Origin of the sequence: Corynebacterium sp. CCUG 70398 (assembly GCF_024454055.1) — a bacterium.
Taxonomy (GTDB): domain Bacteria; phylum Actinomycetota; class Actinomycetes; order Mycobacteriales; family Mycobacteriaceae; genus Corynebacterium; species Corynebacterium genitalium.
In genome coordinates this window covers 89,889-114,921 of the sequence record NZ_JAGPYZ010000001.1, presented here as the reverse complement: position 1 = coordinate 114,921, position 25,033 = coordinate 89,889, and the positions used below count along the sequence as shown (strand labels likewise).

Annotated in this window: 19 protein-coding genes; 7 read left to right on the top strand and 12 right to left on the bottom strand. The window is 61.0% G+C overall.

Going from position 1 to position 25,033, the window contains the following annotated elements:
- Window positions 1–42: 42 nt before the first annotated feature.
- The 5 genes from KBX07_RS00545 to KBX07_RS00525 form a co-directional block, all read right to left on the bottom strand.
- Window positions 43–1,866, bottom strand: a complete 1,824-nt coding sequence (locus KBX07_RS00545; protein WP_005290710.1) for a hypothetical protein — start codon at window positions 1,864–1,866, stop codon at window positions 43–45.
- Window positions 1,859–2,842 carry a PD-(D/E)XK motif protein gene (locus KBX07_RS00540; protein ID WP_005290713.1) on the bottom strand — a complete coding sequence of 328 codons (984 nt, stop codon included), beginning with the start codon at window positions 2,840–2,842 and terminating at the stop codon, window positions 1,859–1,861. Before KBX07_RS00540 ends, KBX07_RS00545 begins: the two co-directional genes overlap by 8 nt.
- A complete protein-coding gene (locus KBX07_RS00535; protein ID WP_256022568.1) occupies window positions 2,839–5,487 on the bottom strand; it encodes a Z1 domain-containing protein in 2,649 nt (882 codons plus the stop codon). Before KBX07_RS00535 ends, KBX07_RS00540 begins: the two co-directional genes overlap by 4 nt.
- Window positions 5,488–5,645: 158 nt before the next feature.
- Window positions 5,646–6,641, bottom strand: coding sequence for a nucleoside hydrolase (locus tag KBX07_RS00530; protein WP_256022566.1), 996 nt, complete (start codon window positions 6,639–6,641; stop codon window positions 5,646–5,648).
- A complete protein-coding gene (locus KBX07_RS00525; protein WP_256022564.1) occupies window positions 6,638–7,849 on the bottom strand; it encodes an MFS transporter in 1,212 nt (403 codons plus the stop codon). The genes KBX07_RS00530 and KBX07_RS00525 overlap by 4 nt, the downstream gene beginning before the upstream one ends.
- 155 nt (window positions 7,850–8,004) lie before the next feature.
- Here KBX07_RS00525 and KBX07_RS00520 point away from each other — a divergent pair, with 155 nt between their 5' ends.
- Window positions 8,005–8,484 (top strand): hypothetical protein, encoded by a 480-nt coding sequence (locus tag KBX07_RS00520; protein ID WP_256022563.1) that lies wholly within the window; start codon window positions 8,005–8,007, stop codon window positions 8,482–8,484.
- Between the two features lie 10 nt (window positions 8,485–8,494).
- Here the strand turns inward: KBX07_RS00520 and KBX07_RS00515 are convergent, their stop codons facing one another.
- Complete coding sequence (locus KBX07_RS00515; RefSeq protein ID WP_256022561.1) at window positions 8,495–9,316, bottom strand: hypothetical protein; 822 nt, start codon at window positions 9,314–9,316, stop codon at window positions 8,495–8,497.
- Between the two features lie 92 nt (window positions 9,317–9,408).
- The gene (locus KBX07_RS00510) at window positions 9,409–10,974 is read right to left on the bottom strand and encodes a carboxylesterase/lipase family protein (RefSeq protein ID WP_256022560.1); all 1,566 of its coding nucleotides are present in this window, start codon (window positions 10,972–10,974) and stop codon (window positions 9,409–9,411) included.
- A gap of 103 nt (window positions 10,975–11,077) precedes the next feature.
- Between KBX07_RS00510 and KBX07_RS00505 the strand changes: the two genes are divergently transcribed.
- From KBX07_RS00505 to KBX07_RS00495, 3 genes are all read left to right on the top strand, one after another.
- A complete protein-coding gene (locus KBX07_RS00505; protein ID WP_256022558.1) occupies window positions 11,078–12,064 on the top strand; it encodes a hypothetical protein in 987 nt (328 codons plus the stop codon).
- The gene (locus KBX07_RS00500) at window positions 12,061–15,732 is read left to right on the top strand and encodes an ABC transporter ATP-binding protein (protein WP_370687262.1); all 3,672 of its coding nucleotides are present in this window, start codon (window positions 12,061–12,063) and stop codon (window positions 15,730–15,732) included. Before KBX07_RS00505 ends, KBX07_RS00500 begins: the two co-directional genes overlap by 4 nt.
- A 156-nt stretch (window positions 15,733–15,888) precedes the next feature.
- Window positions 15,889–19,671, top strand: a complete 3,783-nt coding sequence (locus KBX07_RS00495) for a multifunctional oxoglutarate decarboxylase/oxoglutarate dehydrogenase thiamine pyrophosphate-binding subunit/dihydrolipoyllysine-residue succinyltransferase subunit (RefSeq protein ID WP_256022556.1) — start codon at window positions 15,889–15,891, stop codon at window positions 19,669–19,671.
- 83 nt (window positions 19,672–19,754) lie between these two features.
- On the opposite strand, the gene KBX07_RS00490 is transcribed toward KBX07_RS00495, so the two are convergent.
- Together KBX07_RS00490 and KBX07_RS00485 are read right to left on the bottom strand one after the other, a co-directional pair.
- Entirely contained in the window at window positions 19,755–20,615 is an 861-nt protein-coding gene (locus tag KBX07_RS00490) for a hypothetical protein (protein ID WP_256022554.1), read from the bottom strand.
- On the bottom strand, window positions 20,616–21,365 hold the full coding sequence (locus tag KBX07_RS00485) for a general stress protein (RefSeq protein WP_256004525.1): 750 nt from the start codon (window positions 21,363–21,365) through the stop codon (window positions 20,616–20,618).
- Window positions 21,366–21,463: 98 nt separating this feature from the next.
- Here KBX07_RS00485 and KBX07_RS00480 point away from each other — a divergent pair, with 98 nt between their 5' ends.
- The 3 genes from KBX07_RS00480 to KBX07_RS00470 all read left to right on the top strand — a co-directional run bounded on the left by KBX07_RS00480 (window position 21,464) and on the right by KBX07_RS00470 (window position 23,397).
- Window positions 21,464–22,606 carry an Mrp/NBP35 family ATP-binding protein gene (locus KBX07_RS00480; RefSeq protein WP_005290749.1) on the top strand — a complete coding sequence of 381 codons (1,143 nt, stop codon included), beginning with the start codon at window positions 21,464–21,466 and terminating at the stop codon, window positions 22,604–22,606.
- Window positions 22,607–22,713: 107 nt separating this feature from the next.
- Window positions 22,714–22,902 carry a hypothetical protein gene (locus tag KBX07_RS00475; protein WP_040423784.1) on the top strand — a complete coding sequence of 63 codons (189 nt, stop codon included), beginning with the start codon at window positions 22,714–22,716 and terminating at the stop codon, window positions 22,900–22,902.
- A gap of 6 nt (window positions 22,903–22,908) precedes the next feature.
- A complete protein-coding gene (locus KBX07_RS00470) occupies window positions 22,909–23,397 on the top strand; it encodes a hypothetical protein (RefSeq protein WP_005290755.1) in 489 nt (162 codons plus the stop codon).
- A 177-nt stretch (window positions 23,398–23,574) separates the two neighbouring features.
- Here KBX07_RS00470 and tatB read toward each other — a convergent pair whose 3' ends face one another.
- The 3 genes from tatB to sigE are packed head-to-tail and all read right to left on the bottom strand — an operon-like array spanning window position 23,575 to window position 24,971.
- Window positions 23,575–24,057 carry a Sec-independent protein translocase protein TatB gene (tatB, locus tag KBX07_RS00465; RefSeq protein ID WP_005290758.1) on the bottom strand — a complete coding sequence of 161 codons (483 nt, stop codon included), beginning with the start codon at window positions 24,055–24,057 and terminating at the stop codon, window positions 23,575–23,577.
- Window positions 24,058–24,061: 4 nt separating this feature from the next.
- Window positions 24,062–24,361, bottom strand: coding sequence for a zf-HC2 domain-containing protein (locus KBX07_RS00460; RefSeq protein WP_005290762.1), 300 nt, complete (start codon window positions 24,359–24,361; stop codon window positions 24,062–24,064).
- Window positions 24,362–24,371: 10 nt separating this feature from the next.
- Window positions 24,372–24,971 carry an RNA polymerase sigma factor SigE gene (gene sigE, locus KBX07_RS00455; protein WP_370687255.1) on the bottom strand — a complete coding sequence of 200 codons (600 nt, stop codon included), beginning with the start codon at window positions 24,969–24,971 and terminating at the stop codon, window positions 24,372–24,374.
- Between the last annotated feature and the right edge of the window lie 62 nt (window positions 24,972–25,033).

The following is a 25,033-nucleotide window of genomic DNA, read 5'->3' as shown; positions in this document are numbered from 1 at the left end:
ATCGTAGTAGGTTCCGGGGTTAGAAACGGAACGGTTTTTTGTCTAAACATGAACAATCTCGACTATCGTCTTGACTGCGGTGTCGGGAAGGAAATCAAATCTTGCCGCTATTTCACCGGTTCGTAGATCGAGCAGGGAAATTTTAGGTTCGGAACTAATGAGCTCTTCGTCATCTACCCGATACCACCCTCTGAAACTTGGGGTCTGCGCGCCGCTTGGGCGATTGTTAGGGTCTTCCCGGGCCCCGTTTGCCAGTAGAACGTAGGCTACAGCCCTGATATGAACATCTTCGTTCGCCATCACTTGAACACAGTGCTCTACGCAGGCTCGACCATCCACCAGGCGTAAAGGTGATTGACCAAGATCAATGAAAGTTTTCGTGCTTCGGGAAGCGCGAGCCGTTTGTCCTGCTTCCCGGGAATCTTCGTTGCCTACTAAAGCAGTGGGAGCCAAGTAACTGCCCAGTTCACTCGATACCTTCCCGAGCCCTTGAACCAAGCGCGAACGAGCCCCTGATTTCGCTGCCACCAGAGCATTTGTTTCGGACTCAATGAATCCTTTCGCACCGCGAACGATGCCTAGATTGGTTCCGGTTAATCCTGCTGTCGCCCAGACATCGTGCGTAGGAGGTTCGGATTCGGCGAAGGCCTCATCAGCGAAGGCACTAGCCCGAAACACCCCTACGTACCCAACGTCAGTGGTTTGCATAGGCGCAGTTGGCACATAGTCAACGACGAGCTCTGCTTGACGCATTCGAGCAACGTGACGGTACGGAGGATGGATGACCGCGTGATCAAGAATGCTCCGAATATTATCGTTCAGCGTGTGCGATGCCGCAGAAACAACATAATCTACAGCAAACTCGCCTAGCGAATTAGGACGATACTTTTTCAACTCATAGTCAATGCCTTCGCGCTTTGCAATATTGTCTAAGGCTCGAGCAAAATTTCTGATGACAGGCACTGAAGAAATCTTCGGGATTTCTAGCTCAGTTCCATTCACTGAGATTGAGAAGTCTATTCCACGAGGCCGCTGAGGGGTCATAAACTTCGGCCAAAGATGCCAATAGACATGACTGCGAATTCGGGTAGCGAGCGACAAGAGCGTTTCTGACTCATCCTCTAGCGTCAAGTCTGGGGCAAGTACGATAATGTCGGTCCCAGTTTCGTTGCGTTCAAAACCTGGGAGCCCTAGTGATGTAGCGAGCTGCTGCGCTTCTTCGTTCAGTAATGGATCAGGGATACCGTCATTGACCACGCCCCACCAATGCCGGCCGGTAAATCGCCGACCGTCCGGTGAGTTGAAAGCTTCTCCGAGCGCAGCCCCCATAAGGCGCCGTTGCGTATCCCCAGCCCCATTATTCTGGGAGTCGACAAGAATCATCGAAGCTTTACTAATCCTATAAAAGATTCCCTTCCCGTAACCGTACGTACCGCCTCCTAGTTCGGAATCCCGGGCTTCTCCAACATTCCTCATGAACTGCACGAAATTGGCTATCTCATCCGTCGTATTCACTCGATCCGACCTTATAGGGCCGCCTAACCCAGTAGTACCTCGATCTGAAATCACAAGAATGACAGTCTCTGGACCCAGAGTGTTCAGCACTGCTGCTTGTTCCTCTGGAAGATTGTCATCTTTAAGTACGCGCGACCACTCGACGCTATTCTCACCTAGCGTGCGAAGCTCTACACGAAACTTAACTCCAAGATCACTTAATCGCGCATCCCACGAGTTCTGAACCGCTTCGCGAATCAAAACTTCATACTCACCGAGCTGAGTGGGCTTTCCAAGTTGTTTCTTGATTCCGGATCCGGTGTTGTCTCCCTCCGGACGCATCGGCTGGGACCACCATCGAGCATCATTCATTGAAAACTCCACCCAAATCCTGGGGTTCGACTGCCGACATGAAGGGGAGCACTGCGTTCAATGAAATGTCGTAATGCACGTTTGTAATCCCCTTACATTCGATTGCCGAACCAGTGATTCGGGGAAACGGATCCTCCACCCAGCAAGTCATGGCACCTTTTACCACAAAGCGATCACTGTCCTCAGAACTGCCGAAAACCCCAGACATGGCGGCTCTTTGTCGTAATGCGTGTTCATCTACCCGCCCCGAAATCACACGATCGAGCAATTCACCGATTGCGAAACCGTCATCGTGAGCTTCGACAGTGATCATCACTAGAAGGAGCGGTTTGGAATCTGTCTGGTCTAACTGCCTTAAGCCATTGATACGGACACGGTTCTTGTCTTGCGAGAAGCCCTTGACTTCAATTGACAAATTAGAGAGTTCGAAATCGTGTGGCTCCCGTTGGGGACCGGTCCAACTTTCGGGTGAAAAATCCTCTCGGCTTCGAATGACACTCTCGAGCACAAAGATCTCAGCGAAAGCCCCAATCTTTTCTTCAACCGTAAGCTTGGATGCTTTTGCCAAGGTAGCGAAAAGAGTCCTCCACTTTGCCACCTCGAGTACAGCCTCTTCGGCACCATCAAGGCTTCCGTCCAGTCGCTCAAGTACAGCTAGCACCAAATGGTCAAACTGATCATTTAGATTTGGGTTCAAGCATGCAATGTCTACATAACGGCCATACTCAGTTGTATCGTCAAAGAACTTGAACGCTCTCTGCCCTACCTCGACGTTTAATTCGCCATTTGCTCTAAGAGAGTAGCGCTTCGTTTTCGCTGGAACCAATAAGTGTCGGAGTCCATGCACGTCAAGAGCCAGCAGAACCTGGTTCCCGTTTGCTGTCAAGCCGAGCCGGACCGCATTCCATTCATCCGAATTGGGCAACCCTGCAGCAAGGTTCCACGCTCGGTGCAGGTCAAAACGAGTTAGATTCATGGCGCTTCTTTGTAGAGTTCCCTGGACGTATCAACCTGCTCGGGAGATTCTGCAAGTTCTACTTCTACTTCGTTGGCCTCTACTGCTCCCAGATCAACATGCATGTGGGTAGTTTGCTTCTTGGTTCGCTCGCTCTCTGAGTAGTTGGCCCTTGGAAAGACAATCGCGACTCCCAGCACGTGGAGTGCGCTATTCATATCGGCACGCCTGCCGGCTTTTCTAGTGTCTGTACTCTCCCGGTCAATCGGGTAGAGAACCAAAAGCCCCTTGTCCTTCACCTCAGGAGATTCCCATCTCTTTTCTTTCATTCCGGATTCCTTGAGCCTTCGTGCCTCGGAATTCGGAATATCAAGGTCAATAACCAAATCTTGCGGGACCATCAATGTACCGATGTCAGCGCGTCCGCTCTTTGAATCCTTAAGAGGGGCGCGGTTGACTAATCTCACTTCGTGACCGGCGAAGTCTGTGACTTTTTCTTCCCGATCGCCACCGCGGATCGCCACGTTCCAGAGGCCCATTTGGGGATTATCGGCAGCTAGACGCCCTTGAATATAGCGTTTGATAGCATCAGTATCCACATCCGGTTGATCCGAAGAGACATGATATCTATCAAGAAACTCCAGCACAGGCTCAACCGGAACATCACGGTATACGATGTGTGTGCTTTGCACTTCTTCCGGAGTTGACCGCCGCTTGGCTGCATTTATTAGTGCTTCACCGGCATTCCAGTTCTTTTCAAGCGTCTCAGTATCGATTTCGTAATCACGAATTTGAAGTCGAGCACCATTGAATGATGTCTGAGCCGCTACTGCTGCACCCATCTTGGCCGTAATTCTCAAAGTTGGGTGAGTCCTAATCCGCACGGCTGCTTCCCTAGGTGTTAAAGATTGCCTTTCGTACACTTCCATATCCGACCTCATCTCTTGTTCAACCAAGGCGAGATGGCGGAAGGATCTTCGCAGTTGATCGGTCGTCCAGATTCGTGGGAGTTCCTCGTACCCTTCACGAAACCCAAACCATCGCCCCATCTGCATCAATGTGTCATAAGTGTTACTCGGTCGAATGAAGACACTGGAAACAAGGCCGAGAAGAGTGATGCCGCGGGACAGTGTGTTTCCGCCGACTGCAACGATCGTGTTATCTTGCTTTTTCTTATAGTCGAGTCTTTCTGCGCTGCCGCTATTTTCGATTACTACCCGTACATCTTTAAGGACGGCAGGCAGTTGAGCTAAAACTTCGTGGAAGGTTTCAATCTCCCGACCAAAGATCGACGAATCGACGGCAGCGGTTTCTCGAAGCCACTGTTCTCTAAGTTCATCCAGAACAGTTTCGTCTAAAGAAGTTACACTTTCGCTCAGTTGAGTAATTTCCTCTTTGAGCATTTCTTCGTAGCTCTGATGCACTTCGATCTGGTAAGATGTGTGGATCAACATAGAGCTGTTCACGAACTCATCGGGATGCTCCCGGTTCCACCGGGCAGCTGTGGCTAAGCAGAACCACCTCACCGCTTCTCGCAGTTCAGGTGTCATTGTCGGATTGAAGCTGGACACCTCGTTGCGCTTCCTAGGTCTGTAGAGGAACTCATCTTCCTCGGGAATCTCACGGATCATGTCATACCCGTCAAAATCTTCTCCACCGTCAAGCACATCTCGGCCAAAAAGCTTCTCCGGTCCGAAGTATCCTTCGGGGCGAGGTAGCGGGTATATGAAATCCTCCGGGTATAGATCGTCAGAGACATGCGGGTTAATAAATACGTTTGCGAACGGTGTCGCCGTGTACCCGATGTAGGTGCTCAATGGCATGAGCTGAAGGATCTCACGGATAAGAGGATTGATTGTATTTGTTTCAACGGAGGCTTGATCCGCCTCATCGTCGATTACGAGAACGTGATTCTCCTGGAGCTGCTTCTGGGCCGCATCTGTAGAGAGCCAGTCACGGAGCTTTCTCAGAACGACGTGATTCTTTTTAACAACAACGAGCAGAGTCTTTCCTGGGTTGTTGAGCAGAGATTCCGCATTGAAGGCGCTACCCTCCTCCTTAGCTTCCTCATCCAATCTCACGAGATCGAAATCCTGATTGCGTCTGGTGATTGGCTGCCATCGGCCGCGGTTCTCTTCTGGAGACAGGATCTCTTCCAAACGCGTTTGGGTCTGGCGGCGTAACGAATTATGAATTCCCGCGAGTACGATGACCATCCGATAATCCAAATCAGATGCTTTCGCGGCGACAGCCGTGAAGTTTGTTGTCTTACCGCTCTGAACAAAACCGACTACAAGACCCTTCCCCCTTCTCTTTCCTTCTCCTGCCTTAGTGTTAGGTGTCAACCCGATAATTTTATCGCTTGCCAGGTGAACTTCTTGGACCTGGTTTCCCCTGTTTTCCCTTTCCATTGACTTGACAAACTGACTCCAACTGGGATCAGTGGCCTGGGCACCCGCATACCAGCTTTCCTGCGCCCTTGCCATAACGGGCCCGCCGATACCTGCAACTCGCGCGATTCCAGTTGTGTACTTCTCTCGCATCGCCGCGATCTCATCTGCAGGCAAAATGTTGAGATTCGTCATTTGTTGCACCGCGGAGTCAAGCCCCTGCTGACGCGCGAGCGCAGTGAACATAACGTAGAAACCTTTATCGAATTCTGACACGAATAGCCTTTCTAGACTCAGTACCTGCAGCAATCGGAGATCATTCCGTAATAAATGCCCCTAAAGATTACCCGTTTTAAACGCTGCCCGGGGCCATTCCACCGACCACCAGACCAACTGTCTAGCGCAGAATAACCAGTTCGGTGCTTTCTCAACCCTTAGTCCTCCGCCCGGAGGTGCCTCAGCCGATCGAGTTCCGCGTCGCCGTTGGCGATGCGTGAGTGGATGCGGCAGGAGGCGTCGAAAAGCGCCCATGCTGCGTCAATGTCCGCGTTGCTGATGATGCGGGCGTTGGGCTCGCGCTCCCAGATGCCTTTGACATCGGCAACGGCGGTCCCACGGAAGAGCTCGGAGTCGGGGTCGAGGTTGATTGTGGTGAGTTCGCCCGAGCTGGAGACCTGGCCGAGCGCGACCATGACGGTGAGCAGGTCGTGAATCTGGGCTTGGTAGCCCTCCCCTACGTCCTCGTGGAATTCGAAGTAGAACCGCGTGATCGGCTCGAGATGCTCCGCGAGTGGTGAGCCGCTGAGCGCAGACACCAGGTCATCCAAGCGAGAGGGCGTAAGCAGCATCTGCTCGGTGACGTTGAGCGGGCAGACGGTGATGGGCACGGGCGCGGAATCGAAAACCTCCTTGGCCGCGTGCGGGTCCACCCAGAAGTTCCATTCGGCGGTGGGCGTGGTGTTGCCCGGGTAGTTGAATGCGCCGCCCATGACGGTGATGTGCTTGAGCTTTTTGTAGTGCTCCGGGTGGAGGCGTGCGAAGGCGGCAAGATTGGTCATCGGCCCGCTGACGATGAGATGGAGGTCGTCGGTGCCGCGCTCGATCGCATCTATCCAGAGCATGTCCCAGTCGCTCTCAATGTGACGCTCAGGGGCAGTCGCATATCCCAGGCCAGTGTCGCCGTGGGTGTCAGGCGTGGTGATCAGCTCCCAACCAAGCGGCTCCGGGATGCCCGCGGCCAGTGGAGTCCACGGGACATTGCACAGGGAGAGGATCCAAGCGGCGTTGCGGGCGCACTGGTCGGCCTCGACATTGCCGGCCGTAGTGGTCACGCACTCGAGTTCGAGCTGGCCGGTGTGGGCGGCGGCGGTGAGGTGGATCAGCGCGTAGGTGTCATCAATACCCGGGTCGCAGTCGAGGATGATTCTCATTGGTCAGCCTTCTCCGGGTGGGTTTCCTTGCCGACGACCGCCCAGACGACCTGTGCCAGTACTGCGATGGCACCGCAGATTCCGAACGCGACCGGGAAACCGAACTGACCGGCCGCCGCGCCGATCAGAATCGGCCCGATCACCTGGCCGGCATCCATGCACATCTGGAAGACAGACATAGTCTTGCCGCCGGAGCGGTCGTTACCGATGATGTCCGCCAGGCTCGCCTGCTGGCTGGGCACGAGCAGTCCCCCGCCCACACCAGCGATGACAGAGATCGCGATGAGCGGCCAGAAGCTCGTTGCAAAACCCATGACGGCTGTCGACAAGGCGGTGACAGCAAGGCCGGTAAGGATGAGGGGTTTGCGGCCGATGTCGTCGGCAAGCTTGCCCGAAAACTGCAGCGTGACGGCGTTCCCGAGCGCGAATGCCGCAAGCGCGAGACCGGCCTCCGCCGCACCATGCGGGAAAACCGAGGCAGCGAACAGCGGGAGGACCGCCACGCGCACGCCCATGTTCACCCAGCCGTTGGCAAAGGCGGAGGCGAGCAACGCGCGGTAACTGGGGTGGCCGAATGCCTCATCCAGGCGCATCGGTGGTCGCGCGGCGAAGTTCACGTCACGGTCAGACTTAGGCAAGCGCACCCAGACGACAACGGCCGCGGCAGCAACGGCAGCGCCGTAAATGACGAATGGCCAGCGCATACCCAGAAACGACAAGCCTGCACCAACAACCGGGCCGATGATGTTGCCCAGCAGGAACGCCGTGGCATAGGTCGAGCTCGCCCGCCCACGAATTCGCGGCGGCGCCACTTTCACGATGAGCGCCTGCGCCGAGATCGTGAACATCGTCGAGCCCAGCCCCGCGAGGAACCGCAGCACCAGCATGTGCCAATACTCCTGAGCCACTGCCACAAGTGCGGTGGTCACGGCCACAATCAGGAGACCTGTGATGTACACCTTGCGCGAGCCAAGCTTATCGACGAGCCATCCCGCCCCCGGCGCCCCCACCAACCGGGCGCCAGAGAATACCGAAACGACCGCAGCCGCAGCCGCCATCGAGACGCCGAAGCTCACCGCGAACTGCGGGATGATCGGCGCAATGAGCCCATACCCGAGCGCTATGAGGAAAGCGGCGGCGACAAGAACCCAAATCTCCTGGGGGATCTTGGGGAGCGCGGCATGTTCAGAGTTTTTCGGGGTGCTCATGGCGTGTTTGAGCCTACTGCGCCGGGACAGATTTAGGGATTCGGCCGAATATTGCGCCACATGAACCCGTGAAAGTGCAGGACTCCGGCCTGCAGTAGAACGCTTGTTCGAACCTCGATGAGGGAGTGTCCGGGGCACTTCATAGATTCTGAGCCATGACGTACATCAGCCACAGCTCCTACAGCCAAGAACTCGCCCGCCAGATCCGTTCCAGCCACGCACCGACCCTCGACCGCATTGAGTCGGTCATTCATCACCCGCGCTCCCTGGCGCGACCCAACCCCGACTGGCGGCCACCGACCCGTACTCTCCCCCGCATGGACGGAGGGCCTCAACTGAACGTGGCCATTACCCGGCGCCGCGTCGGCCCACGGGCACGCGCCCGCATCAAGGGCTTCGGCGAGCGCCATATCCCCGCCTACCTCATTGAGGTCCGCTTCACTGACGCCAGCGGCATCACCGTCGACCGCGACATCGCCGAGGCATGGGTGCGCGCGCTGGTTCCGTCCAGCATGGCCGGCGCCGTGCACGAGGTCTACTCCCCCACAGGCGCGACCTTCGTCTGGCTTGTCGACGGCACCTTCGCCCCCGTCTACTCCCCGCCCTCCATGTTCGAGGGTCTAGCGGCGGCCTAAGCGAGGGGCGTTAGATCTCGTCCTCTGTGTCGACGTCGTCAATGGGATCGAGGTCTTCCGCGTCGTCATCCTCGTCTTCGTCGTCTTCGCCGTCGTCAGCTCCGAAGATGTCGTAGACCTCGGGCTCGTCGAAGTCATCGTCGTCAAAGGGAAGCAGCTGGGATTCCCAATCCTCGGCTTGGTCGGCGGCGAGGCACAGGACGTCGAAAAGCCGGTCGAAGTCGGAGAAGGTGCCCAGGTCAAGGGACTCGGCATCGGCAGAGGCCTCGGCGTGAAGGGAGGCGAAAAGGCGCTCACGGTCCTCGTCCGTCAGCTCGGCATCGCCATCGGAATCCCAGAGTTCACCGATAGCGTCATCGAGCAGGTCGTCGTAGGTGTCCGGCAAAGCAACGAACGTGACTGCAGCGCACGGGGTGCCGTCTGCGACCTCCACCTGAACGTGGAGTTCTGCGTTCTCGCCGACCTCAGCGCGGACTACGTGTGGGTCGATCGGGTCCTGGAAAAATTCCAGGTCACCGATGCGCTCGTCAGTGCCCTCGAGCAGATCGCGCAGCACCGTGATGATCTGGTCGGTGGCCATGTGGCGGGCAACGGTATCCACAGCCCCCTCGACGGAGAAAACGACGGAAACGAGCACAGCCTCGAAGTCTTCATCATCCTCGTCGACGTCAGCGGCGGCGATGTAGACGTTCGCGGCCGGCAGGTGCGGGTCGATCTCGACGAAGTGGATCTCCACCTCGGAGGTAATGGGCACGAACATGGTGTCGTCGTGCACGCGCGATTCAATGCCCTCGCGGTCAAGACCTGCGGCGATGTCCTCGAAGAAGCTCATTGATCCGGTTCCCTTCCTTGGTTCCCGGGGTTAGTCGCGCCCGGACGACCCTAGCCTAGCTGCGCGGGTCGCAGCGCGCATGAGGATTCACGCTAGACGCCGATGAAGTCCGCGATGGACTCCAGCAGCTCAGGGCGGCCTGTGCCCCACTGGGTCATCTCAAAGCCTTCCCAGGCGCGGCGCTTGGCGGGTTTCGGGTCCCACACGATGGTTGGCTGAGTGCGAATGACGGCGGTGGCGCGGCCGGGGCGCTGGTCAGAACGGAAACCGTACTCCGGCCAGTCGTCGCCGGGGCGGCCGGTGTGGAAGAACAGGCCCCAGTGGTGCTGCATGCGCTCGCTCACGGCGGCGAAGTCATCGCGTTTGCCCAAACGGGTGAGCAAACCAGCGGGTGTGGCGAACTGGTCGCCGAAGATGGCCTCGAGGTCAGCGGTGTGGATCGCGCCCACTCCGAGTCGCTCTAGGGCGGGGACAACATAGTCGAAGTGGTACATCCACACTGGTGCCACCCGGCGGTGCTCCGTCGCGATGCGCACCGACGGCGCCCAGAACACGGCGTCGGCAACAAGCTCGGCGAAGTCGGCGCGCTCAGTGGCACAGTCGTAGGCCTCCAGGATCGCATCTGCGTGGTCGGGGTCATAGACCTCCAGCAGCCGACGCGCTGCCCGGCCGCGGGCCTTGCCGGAGACGAACATGGCTTTGGTGAAGCTGGCTTCGCCGGAGTTAGAGCCGATGAGCAGTGGAACCGGCGCCTCCTCATTGTCGGTGAAGGCATCGATGGGGTGCTTGGGCAAGACGTTCTCATCCACCGTGGGCATGAACGCCAGGTTGAGGTACTTCATCTCCCCTGAGCGGACGAGCAAGGAGTTACCTACGCGGACTAGTTCTTCTCCTTCGACCTCGCGGAGGTCGGAGAGGGTGGACAGGCGGGACATGCCCATGCCGTCGAGAAGCGAGCGCACCCACATGGCCGCCTGGACGCGCGAATGCACCGCACTCGCGGGATTCGACTGCGCGACTGCACCGTGGAACAGGCCGCGCGCTTGCGGGGAGCTCATCAAGGTGGTCACAGCGTTGGCGCCTGCGGATTCGCCCATGATGGTCACCCGGTTCGGGTCTCCACCGAAGAAGGCGATGTTGTCGCGCACCCAGTGCAGAGCGAGGATCTGGTCCAACGTGGCGGGGTTGGCCACGCAGTCCGGCCCGAGCGAGCGCATGTCCAAGTAGCCGAGCACACCGAGCCGGAAGTTCAGCGAGACGTAGACGATGTCCGCCGCCGCGGCCAGACCGTGGCCTTGCAGCACCTTCTCGTGGGAGGCGCCGGTGAGGAACGTGCCGCCGTGCATGTAGACGACGACGGGTAGAACATCGTCGGTGTCGGGGCGGACAATGTCGAGGGTGAGGCAGTCCTCGGTGCCAATGACTTTGTCGTTCCACCCGTAGGTGCCTTGCATGGCGGGCTGGCTGAACTCGGAGGCGTCGAATTCCCCGCGCCACGCCTCACGGGGGCGAGGAGCGTGGAAGCGGTGCTTCCCGCCGGTCGGCGCCCCGTACGGGATGCCGCGCCACGTGCGCATGCCCGAGCCAGGATCGACAACGCCGCGCACTGTCCCAGCATGGGTGTGCACGACGGGGTCAGTGGCGGAGACAGCTGCCATGCGGACAACTGTAGCCGTGTCATGTAATCCCGGCCTATGATGACGTGGCCGGGAACACGACACTAATGTTCCCCCAACCAACCCCCAAGGAGACGAGATCACCATGTTCGGCCGCAAGAAGAAGAACGATCAAGCCGTGGCCGAAAACGGCCCCCAGGGCGGTTACACGGACTCCGCACAGATCGAGGAGAACGCCTCTGCCATCGGCAAGGGCTTCATCAAAGCGCTTGATCGCGCGGTCCGGCTGCAGAGCGGGTTGATCGAGGCCTACGTGGACCGCCTGCGCCGCGCGAACCCGGAGGCCACTCCGCAGCAGATCCAGGAGATGATGGACAAGCACTTCCCCACTATCGCGGCCGGTTCTGGTGCCGGTGCGGGCGGTGCTGCCGCCATCCCCGGTGTCGGATTCGTCACCGGCACGGCGGCGATTGCCGGGGAGTCCCTCCTGTTTGTGGATCTGGCGGCTGTCTACACGGTCGGTTCCGCGTACCTGCGCGGTGCAGACATCTCCGATGAGGAACACCGCAAGGCGATCGTTCTCATGGTCTTGCTGGGCACGCAGGGCACGGCGATCGTCGATACGCTCATCGGGCCCGAGGCAGCACGAATGCCAGGACCGAAGATGCTGAAGAACTTCACCGGCCCCACCCTCAACCAGGCGAACTCGATGATGACGCGGGCGCTGAGGAAGTCGATCTCGAAGCGTCTGCGCCGGATGTGGATCGGCAAGCTGATGCCGTTCGGCATCGGTGCGGTGGCCGGCCTGTACGCCAACCGCAAGCTGGCGAAGGCCGTGGTGGACAACGTGTCGAACAACCTCGGTCACCCGCCGGCCCAGTTCCTTCAGGAGCTACCGCCGAAGACGGAGGTCGAGGAAGAGTTGGACAAGGCAGAGTCTGACAAGAATTCCCGCCTCGCGGCGATGATTTCCGTCTTCCGCAAAAACCGCGACAACGGCCCTGAGATCGAAGGCGACCCAGAGGCGAAGGGCATCCTGGAAAAGCTCGGCATCACCGGTAACGCTGACGAGCTGGAGGAAAACGCTCTGCGCAGCCGCTTCTCACGCGGCACGAAGGGTGAATCCGAATAAGTCCCCTGCTGACCCGCGCGCTGAAAGCGAATGCGGGATTCGCTGCACTTACCCTCATCACCGCTGTGATCGCGGCGGTCCTGCAAGTCGCTGTTCCCGGGTTGACTGGTGCAGCTGTTGACGTTGCCACCGGCACCCGCGAGGGATCCATCACCACGATCGCGTGGGCGATGGTGGGCATTGCGGCAGCCCAGTTCGCGTTCCAGGTGCTGCGCCGCTGGGCAGCCGGTTCACTGGCCACCCGCTCGCAGCATTGGGTGCGGGTGGAGCTGCTGAGAACTCTGCATCGCCTTGACGGTCCCGGTCAGGACGACATTGTCACCGGGCAGATCGTCTCGCGCTCGATTACGGACTTAGGGCAGCTGTTCTCGGTCTTCGCCATGGCGCCGCTCGCGGTCACCCGCCTCGTGCAATTGCTGCTCACGCTGGCGGTCATGCTCTCCCTCGACGTTCCGCTGACGCTGATGTCGCTGGGTTTCTTTCCGCTCATCGTGTGGGTCGGCGGCCGGTCGCGCAGATCCATGTATGCCGCCACGTGGGCGAACCAGCAGTCCGCAGCAGAGCTAGCCAGCCACGTCGAGCAAACCGTCTCCGGCGTCCGCGTGGTCAAAGCCTTTGGCCGCGCTGAACATGAGGTGTCCGTGCTCGACCGGCTCGCCCGCGACCTCTATGCGGTGAAAATGCGCGCCGCCAAGCTCACCGCCCGGTTCCAACCGACGTTGACCCAGCTCCCCAACATCGCGCTGGTGGTCACCATCGTCGCAGGCGGTCTCATCGCGCTCAGCGGCGGCATGACGGTCGGCGGATTCGTCGCCTTCACCGTTTATCTGACGTCACTGACGCAGTCGATGTCGATGCTGGCCAACACCTACGTCACTCTGCAGATGGGCATGAGCGGCATCGATCGGCTCGACGAAGTTCTCGCCCTCTCCCCGGAGCAACCCGCGCCCACTGCCCCAGCGCTGCCCAACGGCCCCACCGGCATCGACTTCGACCACGTCACCTTCACCACCGACGGACGCTGTGTGCTCGACGATGTCAGCTTCACCGTCTCCCCCGGCGAGCATGTCAGCGTCATCGGCCCCGCCGGCGCCGGCAAGTCCATGGCGGTCCAACTCGCAGGCGCGTTCTACACACCAGATTCGGGGAGTATTTCGCTTATCGACGCCTCCGGGCAACGGTTCCGCTACTCAGACCTTCCCGCCAGGGAGATCCGCAAAGCAGTCACCTGCGTCTTCGACGAGGCGTTCCTGTTCTCTGTTTCCATCCGGGACAACATCGCCATGGGTGCTGACGTCACCGACGCCGAGGTCGCCCACGCGGCACGGATGGCCTGCGCCGATGAATTCGTCGAGAACCTTCCTGACGGTTACGACACTGTCGTCGGCGAGCGCGGCCTGACGCTATCTGGCGGGCAGCGTCAACGCATTGCGCTCGCCCGCGCGCTTCTGTCTCAGCCGGCCGTGCTCGTGCTCGACGACGCTACCTCAGCTATTGATGCCACCACCGAATCCACCATCCTGCGCAACCTGCGCGAGAACCTCAAAGGTGTAACGCTCATCGCCGTGGCGCACCGGCAGTCGACTGTGGACCACACCGACCGGGTGATCATCCTCTCCCCTGCGGACGGTGAGGGCAGCGGCGGCAGCCGCGTTGTCGCTGACGGTCCGCGCGGGGAGATTGTGGAGACTGACCTCTACCGCGCGCTCATGGATCCGGACGTTCACCGTGCGCGCCGCCCCGAACCGACCCACGACCAACTTTGGCCCGAAGTCGCTGAGGAAACCCACGAGCACGTGCTCACCCAAGCAACAGGCGCCGGGGCCGGTTTCGGCGGTGGCGGTGGCCGCGGCGGCGGGGGCGGGGGTGCCGCCCGCGTGGTCACCGCGACACCGGAGTTGTTGGAGCGCCTCGAACACCTCCCTCCTGCCACGGAACAACCCACTGGCACCATCCCGGAGGGTGCGCGCGCGATGCTGCGCTCCGTGCGCTGGCTCATCCTCGCCGTCACTCTCTTACTCGTGGTCGGGGTGCTCACGGACTTGGCCTTCCCCACCCTGGTGCGCACCGCGATCGACCGCGGCATCCAGGCGGGCGACCCGGGCGCACTGTGGGCCGTCGGCGCGGCCGCCCTCGTCGTTGTAGTCATCGCTTGGGCTGCGAACGCAGCAATGACGGTACTGTCCTCACGCTCCGGCGAGCGGCTCCTCTACGGCTTGCGGGTCCGTAGTTATGACCACTTGCAGAAACTCGGTCTGAACTACTTCGAGTCGAATCTGTCGGGGCGGATCATGACGCGAATGACCACCGACATCGACACGCTGTCCAGTTTCCTGCAGACGGGATTGGCGCAGGCGGTGGTCTCCGTCGGCACGCTCATCGGTGTCACGGTCATGCTCGTCGCAACGGACGGTTCACTCGCACTCATTGCTCTGGCCGCAGTGCCGATCATCGCGGTGATCACGGTGGTGTTCCGCCATTACTCGAAGCGTTTCCACGCCCAAGCCCGTGCACAGATCTCGGCGGTCAACGGGGAGTTCGCGGAGCTCATCGGCGGCATCCGCAGTAGCCAGATGCACTTAATGGAGCCGGTCGCCGAAGCACGCTTCAGCGACGAAAGTGATACGTATCGGCGCTTGCGCATGCGTTCTCAGCTCCTCGTCGCCTTCTACTTCAACGGCATGCAGGCGATCACCCAGATCATGACGGCCGTTGTGGTCGGCGTGGGCGCGACCCGCGTCGCCGAAGGCACCCTGTCGGTCGGTGTGCTGGTCGCCTTCACCATGTACTTGAGCCTGCTGTACGGGCCGATCCAGCAGCTGGGCCAGATTTTCGACTCTTGGCAGCAAGCCACCGTCAGCTTCGACCGTATCCGCGAATTGCTCGACACTGAGACCACGGTTCCCGATACCGGTACTCACACGGGCGCTGCCTCGGCCGCACAAGGCGAGCTCGCCCTGGAGAACGTCACTTTCTCCTACACCGCCGACGGCCCCGATGTGCTTTCTGCTGTCGACATCACCGTCAAGCCAGGCCAGACTGTCGCCCTGGTGGGGCCGACGGGGGCGGGCAAATCAAGCGTCGTCAAGCTGTTGGCGCGTTTCTATGATCCCGTGACGGGCGCTGTGACCGCGAGCGGCGCGGACGTGCGTGACTTCCCGCTCGTGGATTGGCGGCGCGCGCTGGCGCAGGTGCCGCAAGAGTCCTACCTCTTTCCCGGGACTGTGGCCGACAACATCTCATATGGAGTCTCGGATGCCACCGCGGCCGAGATCGAGGATGCTGTCAGGCGTATCGGGGCGCTCGGCGTCATCGCTTCCATCCCCGGCGGGTTCAACCACCCCGTCGGGGAACGTGGTCGGGGCTTGAGTTCCGGCCAGCGCCAAATCATCGCGCTCGCCCGCGCGGAAATCCTCCACCCGCGCGTCGTGCTTCTCGACGAAGCCACCGCCACCCTCGACCCCGTGACCGAACGCGACGTGCTCGACGCGGCCGCGAAAACCACCCGCGGACGCACCTCCGTTATCGTCGCGCACCGCCTCGCTACGGCGCGGAGGGCCGACCGAATCCTCGTCATTGACGCTGGGCGGATCGTGGAGGACGGTTCCCACGAGGACCTGCTCGCCCAGGACGGACGGTACAGCCGGATGTGGGCCGCGAGTCGGTGACCCGTAACTCTTTTCCGTTCCGCCAGCAAGGTTAGGCACAGCTAGATGGGTGGGTGTCGGTCAGCCGACGGCTAAGCACGTAGTATGGGCTACGACTGGCTACAGCCGGATAAAACGATCCGAAGAAATCTACCCGAAGGAAGGCGAGCAACCGCCGTGAGCAGCGAAAACACGTTCGGCCAAAATGACTGGCTGGTGGACGAAATGTTCCAGCAGTACAAGGAGGACCCCAACTCCGTCGACGCAGAATGGCGCGAGTTGTTTGAGAAAGAGGGCACGGCGGGCGCCGACGCTAAGCCTGTCTCCGCCGCTGCCCCTGCGAAGAACGCAGCAACTAACGCAGCTAACGCCGAAGTAGACGACCGCCCGCACCGGGCCCGCACCGAAACCAAGGTCGCAGAGACCACCGGTGCCCCGTCCCAGGACGGCCGTGAAACCAAGGTGGACAAGGCGATTGAGACTACGGCCAAGTCCCAGCCTTCCGAGAAGAAGGCGGCTAAGAAGACCGTGAAGCCGTCGCCGATGGAAAAGGTCAAGCCGCTGCCTGAGGCTGGCGAGACCCAGCTGAAGGGCACCTTCAAGGCCATCGCTAAGAACATGGACGAGTCCCTGACCGTCCCGACGGCGACGACCGTGCGCGACATGCCGGTCAAGCTCATGTTCGAAAACCGTGCGCAGATCAACGACCACCTCAAGCGCACCCGCGGCGGCAAGATCTCGTTCACCCACATCATCGGCTGGGCCATTGTGAAGTCCGCCATGATCCACCCGGGCATGAACGTCAACTACACCGTCAAGGACGGCAAGCCGTTCGTGGTCACGCCGGAGCACATTAACCTCGGTCTGGCTATTGACCTCCCGCAGAAGGACGGCACCCGCGCGCTCGTGGTCGCCGCCATCAAGGAGTGCGAGACCCTCACCTTCGAGCAGTTTGTCCGGGCGTACGAGGACATTGTCGCCCGCGCCCGCGACAACAAGCTGAAGATCGACGACTTCCAGGGTGTCACCATTCAGCTGACCAACCCGGGCGGGATTGGCACCCGCCACTCCATCCCGCGCCTGACCAAGGGCCAGGGCACCATCGTCGGTGTCGGCGCGATGGACTACCCGGCTGAGTTCGCCGGTGCTTCTGAGGACCGTCTCGCCGAGCTCGGTGTGGGCAAGCTGACCACGCTGACCTCCACCTACGACCACCGCGTCATCCAGGGCGCGGAGTCCGGCGAGTTCCTGCGCGACATCTCCCAGTTGCTTATCGACGATAAATTCTGGGACGAAATCTTCGACGCCATGTCCATCCCGTACGCCCCGATGCGTTGGGCGCAGGACATCCCCAACACCGGTGTGGACAAGTCCACCCGTGTGATGAACCTGATTGAGGCCTACCGCTCCCGCGGCCACCTCCTCGCTGACACCAACCCGCTCAACTGGGAGCAGCCGGGCCTGCCCAAGCCGGACGTGTCCGACCTGCTGCTGGAGACCCACGGCCTGACCCTGTGGGACCTGGACCGCACATTCAACGTCGGCGGCTTCGGCGGCAAGGAGACCATGACGCTGCGCGAGGTGATTACCCGCCTGCGCGCCGCCTACACCCTCCACGTCGGTGCCGAGTACACCCACGTCCTCGACCGCGACGAGCGCGACTGGCTGCGTGACCGCCTCGAGGTGGGCATGCCCAAGCCGACCAACGCCGAGCAGAAGTACATCCTGCAGAAGCTCAACGCCGCTGAGGCCTTCGAGAACTTCCTGCAGACCAAGTACCTGGGTCAGAAGCGCTTCTCCCTCGAGGGCGCGGAAACGCTGATCCCGCTCATGGATGCCGTCATTGACACCGCTGCCGGCCAAGGCCTCGACGAGGTTGTCATTGGCATGCCGCACCGCGGCCGCCTCAACGTGCTGTTCAACATCGTGGGCAAGCCGGTCAAGACCATCTTCGGCGAGTTCGAGGGCAACCTGCAGCCCGCCCAGCAGGGCGGCTCCGGCGACGTGAAGTACCACCTCGGCTTCGAAGGCGAGCACATCCAGATGTTCGGCGACGGCGACATCAAGGTCTCCCTGGCCGCTAACCCGTCCCACCTGGAAGCTGTGGACCCGGTTCTGGTCGGTATCGCCCGCGCGAAGCAGGACATCATCAACCACGGCCAATCCGCCGACGACCACCCCATCGTCCCGATGATGCTCCACGGCGACGCCTCCTTCACCGGCCTGGGCGTGGTTCAGGAGACCCTGAACATGTCCAAGCTGACCGGTTATGACGTCGGTGGCACCGTCCACATCGTGGTGAACAACCAGGTCGGCTTCACCACCACCCCGGACCAGGGCCGTTCCACCTACTACGCCACTGACCTGGCCAAAGGCTTCGACTGCCCGGTCTTCCACGTCAACGGCGACGACCCCGAAGCGGCCGCTTGGGTGGGCCAGCTGGCCACCGAGTACCGCCGCGAATTCGGAAAAGACGTCTTCATCGACCTCATCTGCTACCGCCTGCGCGGCCACAACGAGGCTGATGACCCGTCGGTGACCCAGCCGATCATGTACGAGCGCATCGACTCCCACCCCTCTGTGCGTACCCGCTACACCAAGGACCTCATCGGCCGTGGCGACATCACCGAGGAAGAGGCCGAGATCGCCGCACAGGACTTCCACGACCAGCTGGACTCCGTCTTCAACGACGTCAAGGAAGGCGGCGGCTCCCCCGCCGAGCAGACCGGCATCACCGAGTCCCAGGAGCTCACCCGCGGCCTGGACACCTCCATCGATGAGAACCTGTTCAAGACGCTGGCCGATGCTTACGCCGACCTGCCGGACGACTTCACGCCGAACAAGCGCCTGAAGACCGTTCTGAAGGCCCGCGGCGGCTCCTTCGACGGTGGCGACATCGACTGGGCATGGGGCGAGCTGCTCGCCTTCGGCTCCCTGGCGCACGGCGGCAAGCTCGTCCGCCTCGCCGGCGAGGATTCCAAGCGCGGTACCTTCACCCAGCGCCACGGTGTCCTGTTCGACCCGAGCACCGCGGAACAGTACAACCCGCTCGACGCCATCGCCATCGAGGCTGGCAACGGCGGCCGCTTCCAGATCTACAACTCCGCTCTGACGGAGTTCGGCGGTCTGGGCTTCGAGTACGGCTACACCGTCGGCAACCCGGACGCCCTGGTTGCTTGGGAGGCCCAGTTCGGCGACTTCGCCAACGGCGGCCAGACCATCATCGACGAGTACATCTCCTCCGGTGAGACCAAGTGGGGCCAGCTTTCCAGCCTGATCATGCTGCTGCCGCACGGTTACGAGGGCCAGGGCCCGGACCACTCGTCGGCACGCATCGAGCGCTTCCTGCAGCTCGTTGCTGAGGGGTCCATGACCATCGCTCAGCCGTCCACCCCGGCTAACCACTTCCACCTGCTGCGCCGCCAGGCGCTCGGTGAAATGCGCCGCCCGCTGGTCATCTTCACCCCGAAGTCCATGCTGCGCAACAAGGCAGCTGTCTCGCAGCCGGCAGAATTCATCGAGACCACCGGGTTCCGTTCCGTCATCGATGACCCGCACCTCGTTGACGCGAACAACAAGGTCATCGGCGATGCCGAGAAGGTCAAGACGATCATGCTGTGCTCCGGCAAGATCTACTACGAGTTGGAGAAGCGCCGCCAGAAGGACGGGCGTGACGACGTCGCGATCATCCGCATCGAGATGCTCCACCCGATCCCCTTCAACCGCCTCTCCGACGCCTTCGCCAACTACCCGAACGCCGAAGAGATCCGCTTCGTCCAGGACGAACCTGCAAACCAGGGTCCGTGGCCGTTCTACAACGAGCACCTGGCCAACTACGTGGAGAACATGCCGCCGATGCGCCGCATCTCGCGCCGCTCCCAGTCCACGACTGCGACCGGCGTGTCCAAGGTGCACCAGCAAGAGGAGAAGGCGCTTCTCGACGAAGCTTTCGCCGACTAACCCTTCCCCTTAGACAGCCGAAAGCCCGCCACCTGGAGTTCAACCTCCGGGTGGCGGGCTTTCCGTCGTGCGTTGGGCTCTGCTTAGGAGTCCCGGGCTTCGCCTTCCTCGACGATGCGCTGAAGTTCAGCGCCCATACCGGTCTTCTCCATCATCCAATCATTCACAGCACGCGAGGGATCTCCCTCCGCCTTCGTCCGCTCAACCAGCTTTTGGAGATCCTCCGTGCTCAGCGCGCGGGTGGCCTTATGCATCGCTTGCCGGATACCACGATCAAACAATCCCACCTTGAAGACGGGCATGATGTTGCGTGGCAGAGTCTCCTGCTCGCTCGCCTCGGCGGGCGGTGCGTTCGTGGGTAGTGCGTCCGTTGGCGGTGCGTCCGTGGGTTGCCCTTCTGGGGGCTGTCCCTCCGGGATATCGTCCTTCGGTTTCGCGTTGTCCCCGCGTCTCGGTTCAACCCCGCGTGTGCTTTCCGGATTCTGCAAAGCACCGCCGTCGTCCTCGGGTTCGCACCCTTGAGCTGGCGAAGGATCCAACGTCATGAAGTCACCGGGGAGCGTGCCAGCAGCAGCATCGTAGGTCGCGTCCTGGACATCCAGGTCTTCTTCATTGGCGGTGGCGATCTGCGCGCGAAGTTTCGCCTCCTCACCGGGGTTCTGGCCTTCCACAAGGGTGCCGGAGCAGAAGACTCCCAGATTCGCTTCACCCGACTGGAGCATTTCCAGCTTGTCTGAGGCAGTTGCGAGTTCAACTCCGACGATCCCAACCGGGCGGCCGTCGAGTTCAATGACCTGCCGGTAGATCTCGGCAAGCACCCACTGCTCCGGATCGGAAGGATCGGCGGCAATGACCACCGGTTCAGAACCGTCCTGCGCGCAGGACGAAAGCGTCAGCGCAGTCGCCACTGCGAGGACGTTGACAGCGAGTTTTCTCCCCAGCACTTAACGCTCCGGGTGAGCCGGGTTGTCGGGGTCAATGTTGGTTTCAGCGTGGTCGCGCGGTTCAACGCGGTAGCTTTCCGACGCCTCCACCCCCACCGGCCGCCAGCGGAGCTCCTCCGGCTGAACCGGACGCTCGTGCGGTGCCGGTTCCGGCTGGGCGGGCTGGGGATGCGCCTGCGGTTCAAGCGGCTCATGCGGCTGGGCACCAACATGCGGCTCCCGCGGCTGCCCCTGCTGGATCTGCTCCCGCTGCGGCGCGGGCTGTCCCGGCTTGCCCATTTGGTTGATCATGTCCCTGGCGCGGGGGGCTTGGGAGGCTTCGCAGAGGACGTCGTAACGCCCGGCGACGATGGTGGTCATGGAGGAAAAGTCGCGCTTACCCTGCGTGAATGTGTAACCGGCGGCCGCGAAGATGAGGCCGAAGATGACACCGATAACGAGCGCGGTGAACAGCGAACCCCAGACGTTGGGGCTGAACATTGCGAACAGCAGACCGACGAACAGACCCAGCCACAGGCCCGACAGCGCACCGCCGCCCAGGACGCGCCCCCAAGTCAGCCGCCCGGTGACCTTCTCCACCTGCATCAGGTCCACACCGACGATGGTCAGGTTCTCGACGGGGAACTCTCGGTCGGACAGGCCGTCGACAGCAGCTTGCGCCTCGGCGTAGGTATTGAAGCTACCGACCGGCCACCCGGACGGGCGCTGCAACGCTTGCGGGCGGGCTTGCTGGTTATACGGCTGGGTCATGGCTGCTAATCCTCAATTCGGTAATAGATATCGCGTACTCCCATGATTGTAATGCCAGGCTAGGAGCAGGTTGAGCACTGACATATACTGTTCCCACGATGAGTGACACCGCACCAATTACCGAAGCAGCTGTCCGCAACGCCCTCGCGCGTGTCGACGACCCCGAGATCGGCAAACCGATCACCGACCTCGACATGGTCGAATCTGTCCGGATCGAAGGCCGCGATGTCGCCGTGGGCATCTATCTGACCATCGCGGCATGCCCGATGCGCGACACTATCCACGGCAACGTGCGCGCGGTGCTTGAGGAACTCGACGGCGTCGGCGAAGTCAGCGTGACCATGCACACCATGAGCGAGGAGCAGCGCCGCGCGTTGGCGCAGCGTCTCAAGGGTGACAAGTCCGATCCGGTCATTCCGTTCGCTCAGCCCGGTTCGACGACGCGCGTGTTCGCGGTCGCGTCGGGCAAGGGTGGTGTCGGCAAGTCCTCGATGACAGTCAACTTGGCGACGTCGCTCGCGGCCCAGGGGTTGACCGTGGGCATTCTCGACGCCGATATCTACGGCCACTCTGTGCCCGGCCTCATGGGCTCGGCCGGCCAAGGCCCCACGGTTGTCGACGAGATGCTCCTCCCCCCGATCGCCCACGACGTCCGCCACATCTCCATCGGCCAGTTCGTGGAAGGCAACGCTCCCGTTGTCTGGCGCGGCCCCATGCTCACCCGGGCTATTCAGCAGTTCCTCACCGATGTGTACTGGTCCGAGCTCGACGTCTTATTCATGGATTTACCGCCGGGAACCGGTGACATCGCCATCTCTGTGGCTCAGCTCGTGCCCAACGCAGAGCTGATCATTGTGACCACCCCGCAGGCCGCCGCCTCGGAGGTCGCCGAGCGAGCCGGCTCCATCTCCCAGCAGACCGGCCAGAAGATCGCCGGCGTCATCGAGAACATGTCCGCGATGGCCATGCCCGACGGCACCATGTTGGACATTTTCGGCACCGGCGGCGGCGAGCACGTGGCTGAGCGCCTCTCCGTCATCACCGGCGAGGACGTTCCCCTGCTCGGCTCCGTCCCGCTCGATCCCTCGCTGCGCGAGCATGGCGATGACGGCACACCCGTTGCCATCTCCGCCCCTGACTCCCCCTCGGCGCAGGCGATCAACGCTATCGCTGAGAAGCTCAAGGTGCGCCGAGAGTCCCTGGCGGGCAAGAACCTCAATCTCGGCGTAACGGGTAACTAGCGCGGTCCCACCCTACCTGGCGAGCCATTCGCGGGCTGCTGACTTGTTCAGTATTCTTGTGGCATTCATCCCGAATACGTCACGTTTCTCAGTGCGAAGGAGGAATCATGTCAGCACCAGTGTTCAAGGAGCTCAGTGAAGCTCAGCTCCGGGAGCAGCTCACCAGCGTCAAGAACGAAATGGCCCCCTACACCGTTGATGTGCTCCGCCGATTGAAAGACGCGGGTGCGATCAACTTCGAAGAAGAGCGTCTGCTCAACCGCTACGAATCTCTGAACTGGCTCATCGAGGGTTAGAATCCCTTGGACTCGCAGACTTTTAGTGCGAAAGTTCACCACTTCTCCTCGCAAAGCGAGGACCTACTTAACGACACTCTCGTCGGCAGAACCGAGTTGAGCGACTTTCTCATCTCCAAAGATAAAAACCGTGCAACCTTTAACCTGACAAAATCACTGGAAATTGAGCAGTCAGGGAGCGACCGTTTGAGCCTCCGCTGCGAATATCGTCTCTGCACGAGTTCCGATGGAACCCAGATAGCCATCGAAACGAGTAGTTACAAGGTGCAGTTCAAGGCTCTCCAGAAGTTCGTTCCGATCGTGCGGTTGAGTATGAACGCGATGCTCGAAACAAACCGTCTAGTCATTTTCAGTTTCATTCTGATTCGGTGCCGTTGGGCCTACTCCTCGCGCGAGCCGGAAAATACGATGCCGCAGCGCACCAGCAAGACGTTCACTTCCCGATGGGTCATCGACGATTCAGAGTTAGTCTTGAAGATGTCATCGAACTACTAGTCAAGGAGTTCGGAGCTAGGCCGCGGGACGGTTGGCAGCGCCACCTTGACGAAAGCCGCGATAAATTCTACGAACTACAAGCCAGCTCGGTTATCCGGGACAACATTCCAACTGCAATTTCGGTGCTAGAGGATCTGGGATACACAGTTAGCTCACCGTGATAAGCGGGTCGCGGCTCTAGGTCACGTCAGCCCAGGAGAATCCCCCGCCCGAAGCCTGCGGGGGCTGGGGCGGCTCCTGCTTCTTCACCCCCGGCTGACGGCGCCGCGGCCGCTGCGGCTGGCCCTGCCGCGCAGCAGTACCAGCAGCTGTGGACCCGGTCGCGTTGCTGGAGGATGCTAGCCGCGGATCCTCGTTCATCATTGTGCGCGGGTCGAATTGGTCGAGGTAGTCGCCTTCTTCGTCGAAAAGCACTTTGGCGATGGCGCGCTTGGGGCCCATCGCGGCGTACTCGGTGACGGTGTTGATCGGCTGGCGGAATTCCTCGAACTGGTCGAATTCGCCGTTCAGCTCGGCCTTGGCGTTGTTGATGGCGCGGCGGGCAGCGAAAATCGCGGCGCGGACATCCTCGATGACTCCAGGCAGGCGCTCAGGCCCGATGACGATGAGGCCCACGAGAATGACAACAAAGATCTCGAGCCAGCCAATGGAATCAAACACGCCTTTACTTTAACCCGCCGCGCAACTTCGACCACAGCGAGTGCGTTTCTTCGGCGGGGATCTCACCGTCCGTCATCAACGCGAGCTTTTCGACGAGCGAACGCGGCGCCCGCAAACACCCATCCCCATTGTGCAACCGCACTGCCGCAGCAGCCGCTTGCTGGCGCTGCGTTTCCTCCCGGCAGTCAGAGCATTCGGCGAGGTGCGAGTGGGCGCGTTGGGTGGCGGAGGGGGACAGTTCGCCGTCGATAAGCGCGGCGACAGCCTCGTAACTCAAGTGGTCGATGGAATCGAACTGGCGCATGCCGAGCCCCTTAGCGCGCGCGGATGAGCTCGCGGGCCCCCTCGTTGGTGCGGGCTTTCGCCTCGAGGGAGTCGCGCAGCTGGCTGCGGCCGCGGTGGATGCGGGAGCGGACGGTGCCCATCTTCACGCCGAGCGTCTTGGCGATCTCTTCGTAGCTCATGCCCACCACATCACACAGCACGACGGAGACACGGAATTCAGGGCTGAGCTCGTCGAGCGCCTCCTGCAGCGCAGGATCCAGGTTGGAGACGTTATATGCCTGCTCTGGCGTCATCGCGGTGCCCGGAACACGCTCATAATCCTCCGGCAGAGCCTCCATGCGGATCTTGCTGCGGTGGCGCACCATGTCCAGGAACAGGTTGGTGGTGATGCGGTGCAGCCAGCCCTCGAAGGTGCCCGCCTTGTAGGACTTCACGCTGCGGAACACGCGCATGAACGTTTCCTGCGTCAGATCTTCCGCGTCCTGCTGGTTACCGGAAAGACGAAACGCGAGACGGTAGACGCTGTCGGCGTGTTCCTCCACGAGCTCCGCCCAGGTCGGCATCGCAGAGTGCCCCGCGTCGAATGCGGCCGTGCCGCTTAGCTCTTGATCGGAGGACACCAAACTCATGGTGTTATTGTCCCCCATCCCCTTTCCGCACGCCATAACAGGTCCTGCCAAGTTGCTGACAG

Excerpts from the sequence above, each read along its gene's own strand:
- KBX07_RS00545 (WP_005290710.1), bottom strand. The coding sequence starts at position 1,866 with ATGAATGATGCTCGATGGTGGTCCCAGCCGATGCGTCCGGAGGGAGAC.
- KBX07_RS00540 (WP_005290713.1), bottom strand. The coding sequence starts at position 2,842 with ATGAATCTAACTCGTTTTGACCTGCACCGAGCGTGGAACCTTGCTGCA.
- KBX07_RS00530 (WP_256022566.1), bottom strand. The coding sequence starts at position 6,641 with ATGAGAATCATCCTCGACTGCGACCCGGGTATTGATGACACCTACGCG.
- KBX07_RS00525 (WP_256022564.1), bottom strand. The coding sequence starts at position 7,849 with ATGAGCACCCCGAAAAACTCTGAACATGCCGCGCTCCCCAAGATCCCC.
- KBX07_RS00520 (WP_256022563.1), top strand. The coding sequence starts at position 8,005 with ATGACGTACATCAGCCACAGCTCCTACAGCCAAGAACTCGCCCGCCAG.
- KBX07_RS00515 (WP_256022561.1), bottom strand. The coding sequence starts at position 9,316 with ATGAGCTTCTTCGAGGACATCGCCGCAGGTCTTGACCGCGAGGGCATT.
- KBX07_RS00510 (WP_256022560.1), bottom strand. The coding sequence starts at position 10,974 with ATGGCAGCTGTCTCCGCCACTGACCCCGTCGTGCACACCCATGCTGGG.
- KBX07_RS00505 (WP_256022558.1), top strand. The coding sequence starts at position 11,078 with ATGTTCGGCCGCAAGAAGAAGAACGATCAAGCCGTGGCCGAAAACGGC.
- KBX07_RS00485 (WP_256004525.1), bottom strand. The coding sequence starts at position 21,365 with ATGACCCAGCCGTATAACCAGCAAGCCCGCCCGCAAGCGTTGCAGCGC.
- KBX07_RS00480 (WP_005290749.1), top strand. The coding sequence starts at position 21,464 with ATGAGTGACACCGCACCAATTACCGAAGCAGCTGTCCGCAACGCCCTC.
- KBX07_RS00475 (WP_040423784.1), top strand. The coding sequence starts at position 22,714 with ATGTCAGCACCAGTGTTCAAGGAGCTCAGTGAAGCTCAGCTCCGGGAG.
- KBX07_RS00460 (WP_005290762.1), bottom strand. The coding sequence starts at position 24,361 with ATGCGCCAGTTCGATTCCATCGACCACTTGAGTTACGAGGCTGTCGCC.
- sigE (WP_370687255.1), bottom strand. The coding sequence starts at position 24,971 with ATGAGTTTGGTGTCCTCCGATCAAGAGCTAAGCGGCACGGCCGCATTC.